Raw genomic sequence first — 4,407 nt, 5'->3', positions numbered from 1 at the left:
GCGCCGCTGCCTTGTTCTTCCCGGATGCCTGCCGGCCGTAGAGCCATCGCTTGCCGGTACGGCGATTGATGCCCACGATCCGGCAGGCTTCCGTGTTGCTTATCCCAAGATCCACGAGCCGAAGGTATTCCGCCCGCTCACCGACCAGTTTCCTCGGGCCCTGGGGCCGCCGATCCGCACGAACCTCGAAGTCCATCGCACCCCCTGAACTGGGGTGTTGCGACGACCACTAGAACCTAAGAAGCGTCAGGGGCCTTGCCGAGCAACGGAGCGGTCGCCTGCGAGTGGATCGCGAAGCGGGTCGGGTCAGAAGGTGAGCAGCTGCGCCTGCAGCTTGAGCGCCGTGATCGGGTCGATGTTCAGACCCTTGCGCAGGTAATTGTCGAACGACCCGTACTTCACCTTCACCTGGGCGAACGCCGTGTCCAGGTAGGACTTCTGCACGTAGAGCAGCGGGTCGAGCAGGTCGGGGTTCTGCATGAGCCCGCCGGCCTTGAGGCCGGCCTTGGTGGCGTCGTTGCGGGTCTTGAGGTTCGCGTTGGTGGCGAGGAAGTCGCCGTAGATCGTGGCGTCGTCGACGCCGACCGCCTTGAGGATCACCGCGGTCATCCAGCCCGTGCGGTCCTTGCCGGCCGTGCAGTTGTAGATCACGGACTTGCCCTCGGCCAGGTCGCGCAGCACGGTCGCGAACTGGGCGCGCTGGGCCGGGTCGTCGACGAAGCCCTTGTAGATCGTCTCCAGGGCGGCCGCGGCCTTGCCGTCGCCGAGCTGCTCCTGCTGCTTGACCGGGTCCTTGCTGCCGACCGCGCCGTTGATGATGTTGGTCAGGTTGCCGTCGGCGATCGGCAGGTTCTTGGCGGTCACACCCGCGGGCAGCCTGTTGGGGCCGTTCTGGGCGGTCTCGACATCGGTACGGAAGTCCACCGCCTCGTCCAGGCCCAGAGCGGCGAGCCTGGCGACATCGGCGTCCGTGGCCTTGCCGAAGGCATCCGAACGGAACACCTGGCCGTACTTGACGGTCAGACCCCAGTTCGTGCGGTAACCACCGATGTCGCGAGCGTTCGGGGCGCTCTGGAGGCCGATGGTGCGCGGCGCGACGACCACGCCGATGAACGGGCCGGCCGGCGTGACGTTGAAGTACCAGCGCTTGGTGGTGTCCAGGCCGGTGATCCGCACCGAGGTGCCGGTGCTGGTCGCGACGATCTGCGTGAAGCGGTCCACGTCGGTGGACGCGTACACGTGCATCGGGCCGGGCCAGCGGTCGGTCCAGCCGATCGTGTAGGTGCCGTCCGGGTTCGCCACTGCCGATGCGTTGTCGACGATGCCCAGACCACTGCGGGCGGAGACCTTCGTGTCGGCGTGGTCGTCGGTCGAGGCGTTGGCCGAGCCGACCGCGACGGAACCGCCGAGCGTGAGCGCCGCGGCTACGGCGAGGGTCGCGAGGCGGGTGGTGCGTATGCGCATGCGGTTGTGCTCCCGAGGAGGCAAATGTTCATGAGAGGACCGGAGTCGAAACTTCACGGGCGCGCGGGAACGGCCCGGAAAACAACCGGTCGTTGCCACCGCGCGACGGGCACCACTGTAGTGATCTCCCTATTCCATACTCCAGACGGTGCCGTATGGAAAGAAGGTCGGCTTCGACACACTCGGCGCACCGCCGGTCGGTCCCCGAAGCGGGGCTCGGCGTCGGGCTTTCGACGAGACTCCGAGAAACACTCGATGTCCGTACGACGCGCATCGGCGTCCGTGCGCATCGGCGCCGGCGGAGCGGGCAGTCGCAGGATCCGATGGGTGCCCGTCGTCCCGGTGATGACATACGCCGGGCGGTGACGATTCGACGGCCGGGGCGGGAACGCCGGCGGACCGCTCCAGAGTTTCCCTGATACACCGTCAAACAGGTAACGAAAGTGGGGATCGCGGGTAGAAGTCCGCCATCCGCACGGTAGTTCGGCGGTCCGCGGACAAACTGGGGACGAATGCGCGCGCGTGCGCACACGGGCACCGGCTGTGCACGCTATACCTGTTGATATCTGTCGCACGCGTGGGAGCCGGACCGCCCACCGGCGATACGACGGGACCGGCTCGCCGGCCGGCCCGACGCGAAGGAGGAATCCGTGCCGGACGGTACCAGCAAGCGCCACACCCCCGGCGATGGTTTGCCGGCCGAGCCCATGCCGCGCCCACCCATTGCCCGGCCGTCCGGTCCGCCCGGTCGCGAACAACCGGAAACGGACTACGACCGCAACGGCGAACAACCCGAAGGACCCCTCGGTTTCCCCGACTTGACGCAGGATCAGGCCGGGCGGCGCTCGGGACGAGCCCGTCGCGTCGCCAACTGGTTCGGCTTCGGGGCGCCCACCGACGAGCAGGAACAGGACCCGTACGAGCGCCGATCCGGTCCGGCTCGGCGCGATCCCTACGAGGCCGACGCCGGCGTCTACGACTACGGCCGCGACCAGGCCCCGGACTACGACACCGACTACGACACGGCTCCCCCGTCGGGACGCACCCGCAGGCGCACGGGCTCCTCGCACTGGGAGGACGTCATGCTCGGGTCCTCCCCTTCGCCGGGCACACCGATGTCGGACAGCATCCCCGGCGACACGATGCCGCCCGACCGCCTGCACCGCGACCCACCGGGCGTCATCCCGCCCTCGCGGGGCCCCGCCCGGAGCCTGCGCCGCGACGAGTCGAGCGCGCGTTGGCAGCCCGAGCCCGACGACGACATCGCCCCGGCCGACCCGATGGATCCGGTCGACCCCCTGGACCCCGGCCCCGCCCCGTCGGAGCGCCGCACGTCGTTCGCCTCGATCCCCGCACGCCGATCCGCGCCGCCGCAACCGGATCGGCCCGCGCCGGTCGGCCCCGGGACCGCTGCGGGCGATACGGCTGCGGCCGATACGGCCAAGGGCGAGGGGGGCACCGGGCGTTACCGCGACGACGAAGCGGACGCGGAATCGGACGACGAGCGCACCTCGCTCCTCCCCGTGAGCACGAGCCCCGCCGCGTCCGACTCGACGGCCGGCCCACTGACCTCATACCGATCCGAACCCGAGGAGCCTCCGGTCGACGAAGTACCGCGCCGCATGCTGCGCATGCTCCCGCCCCCCGCGATGGCCGACGGCGGAGGCATGGTCGTCGACGGCGGCCGGCTCGGCCGACTGAACGTACGTGCCGCGGGCGTCCGCGGCGAACTACACCAACACCAGGGGCTTCCGCGCCAGAACTGCTTCGCGGTCGGGCCCGACCCGAGCGCGCGATGGACGATCGCGATCGTGTGCGACGGCATCGACAACGCACACGCGTCGGAGCTCGCCGCCCAGATCGCGGTGCGCAGCGCGTATCGCACGGTCGCGCGGATGGTCGCGCGCGAGCGCCACGAGAACTGGGATTGGGCCGGCGTACAGCTGGAGGTCGAGAACGACCTGCGCACCCGGCTGGCGTCCACCGCCGAACGGGCCCACGACCTCGGCCGCTCGGAACCCGCGACGAGGCTGGCCATATTGGTCACCGCGTCGGACCCCATGGAGGACGACCGCGTCGACATGGCCGTGCTCGGCGACAGCACCGTGCTTCGGCTGGCCCAGGGCGGCTGGCGCGCCCCGCTCGGCATCCGGGAAACGTCGGCGGAGACCGCCCCGGCCGCGCTGCCGGACCGGGCCGGCGACGATCAGCTTCGGATCTGCCGTACGACCTGGCGGCCCACCGACGTCCTGGTCATGATGACCGGAGGCTTCGCCGAGGCACTCGGTCAACCCACGGCCGGACTCGCACCACGGCTCGCCGAGGACTGGCGCAACCCGCCCTCCCTCTTCGACTATCTGCGCGACGTCGACGAGGGCCTTCGGCTACGCGAGGAAGACGGTTGCGTCGTCGCGTTGTGGCCGTCGGTCTGAGCGGCGATTAACAAAACTGCGTCGAATACCCCGCGGGCGGGCCGATCGATTCGGGCCCGCCCGTCGGCATGTCAGCTGACGGCGATGAGTACGGCGGCAGCCACGACGATGATCGCCACGACGACACCGGCGATCAACAACACGGGCGGGGTACTACGACGGGCCGGCTCACCGGGGGCCGCAGGGCGGTCCTCGGCGACAAAGGCGCGGAACATCTGAGTGCTGGCGGCGGGATCGAGTTCGTTGTCAGGCATGCGCAAGACCATACCGCACCGCTAAACGCAAAAGGCCCGCCCCCGTAAAGGGGGCGGGCCTTCCACACGTAAATTCCGGCGGCGTCCTACTCTCCCACACCCCTTCGAGTGCAGTACCATCGGCGCTGGAGAGCTTAGCTTCCGGGTTCGGAATGAGACCGGGCGTTTCCTCTCCGCCAAGACCACCGGAAAACCATCGAACCTCGATATCAACCGAGACAACGGCGAACCAGAAATCACATGCGGTGATTCAATTA

Annotated in this window: 4 protein-coding genes and 1 rRNA gene; 1 reads left to right on the top strand and 4 read right to left on the bottom strand. The window is 69.2% G+C overall.

The features are described 5' to 3' along the window. Both GT354_RS39950 and GT354_RS39945 read right to left on the bottom strand, forming a co-directional pair. On the bottom strand, window positions 1-196 hold a 196-nt coding region (locus GT354_RS39950), incomplete at its 3' end, for a helix-turn-helix domain-containing protein (protein ID WP_161356922.1). A gap of 110 nt (window positions 197-306) precedes the next feature. Further along, complete coding sequence (locus GT354_RS39945; RefSeq protein ID WP_161361335.1) at window positions 307-1,464, bottom strand: tyrosine-protein phosphatase; 1,158 nt, start codon at window positions 1,462-1,464, stop codon at window positions 307-309. Between the two features lie 650 nt (window positions 1,465-2,114). Between GT354_RS39945 and GT354_RS56830 the strand changes: the two genes are divergently transcribed. Further along, window positions 2,115-3,896 (top strand): protein phosphatase 2C domain-containing protein, encoded by a 1,782-nt coding sequence (locus tag GT354_RS56830; protein WP_161361333.1) that lies wholly within the window; start codon window positions 2,115-2,117, stop codon window positions 3,894-3,896. A gap of 71 nt (window positions 3,897-3,967) precedes the next feature. Here the strand turns inward: GT354_RS56830 and GT354_RS39935 are convergent, their stop codons facing one another. After that, entirely contained in the window at window positions 3,968-4,150 is a 183-nt protein-coding gene (locus tag GT354_RS39935) for a hypothetical protein (RefSeq protein WP_237535914.1), read from the bottom strand. 73 nt (window positions 4,151-4,223) lie between these two features. Continuing rightward, window positions 4,224-4,340 (bottom strand): 5S ribosomal RNA (gene rrf / locus GT354_RS39930). Window positions 4,341-4,407: the final 67 nt, after the last annotated feature.

Origin of the sequence: Streptomyces sp. SID3343 (assembly GCF_009865215.1) — a bacterium.
Taxonomy (GTDB): Bacteria; Actinomycetota; Actinomycetes; order Streptomycetales; family Streptomycetaceae; genus Embleya.
Note: the sequence above shows the minus strand (reverse complement) of the source record. Positions and strands in the feature narration are given on the sequence as shown.

Coding starts and splice junctions, on each gene's coding strand:
- GT354_RS39945 (WP_161361335.1), bottom strand. CDS start 1,464: ATGCGCATACGCACCACCCGCCTCGCGACCCTCGCCGTAGCCGCGGCG.
- GT354_RS39935 (WP_237535914.1), bottom strand. CDS start 4,150: ATGCCTGACAACGAACTCGATCCCGCCGCCAGCACTCAGATGTTCCGC.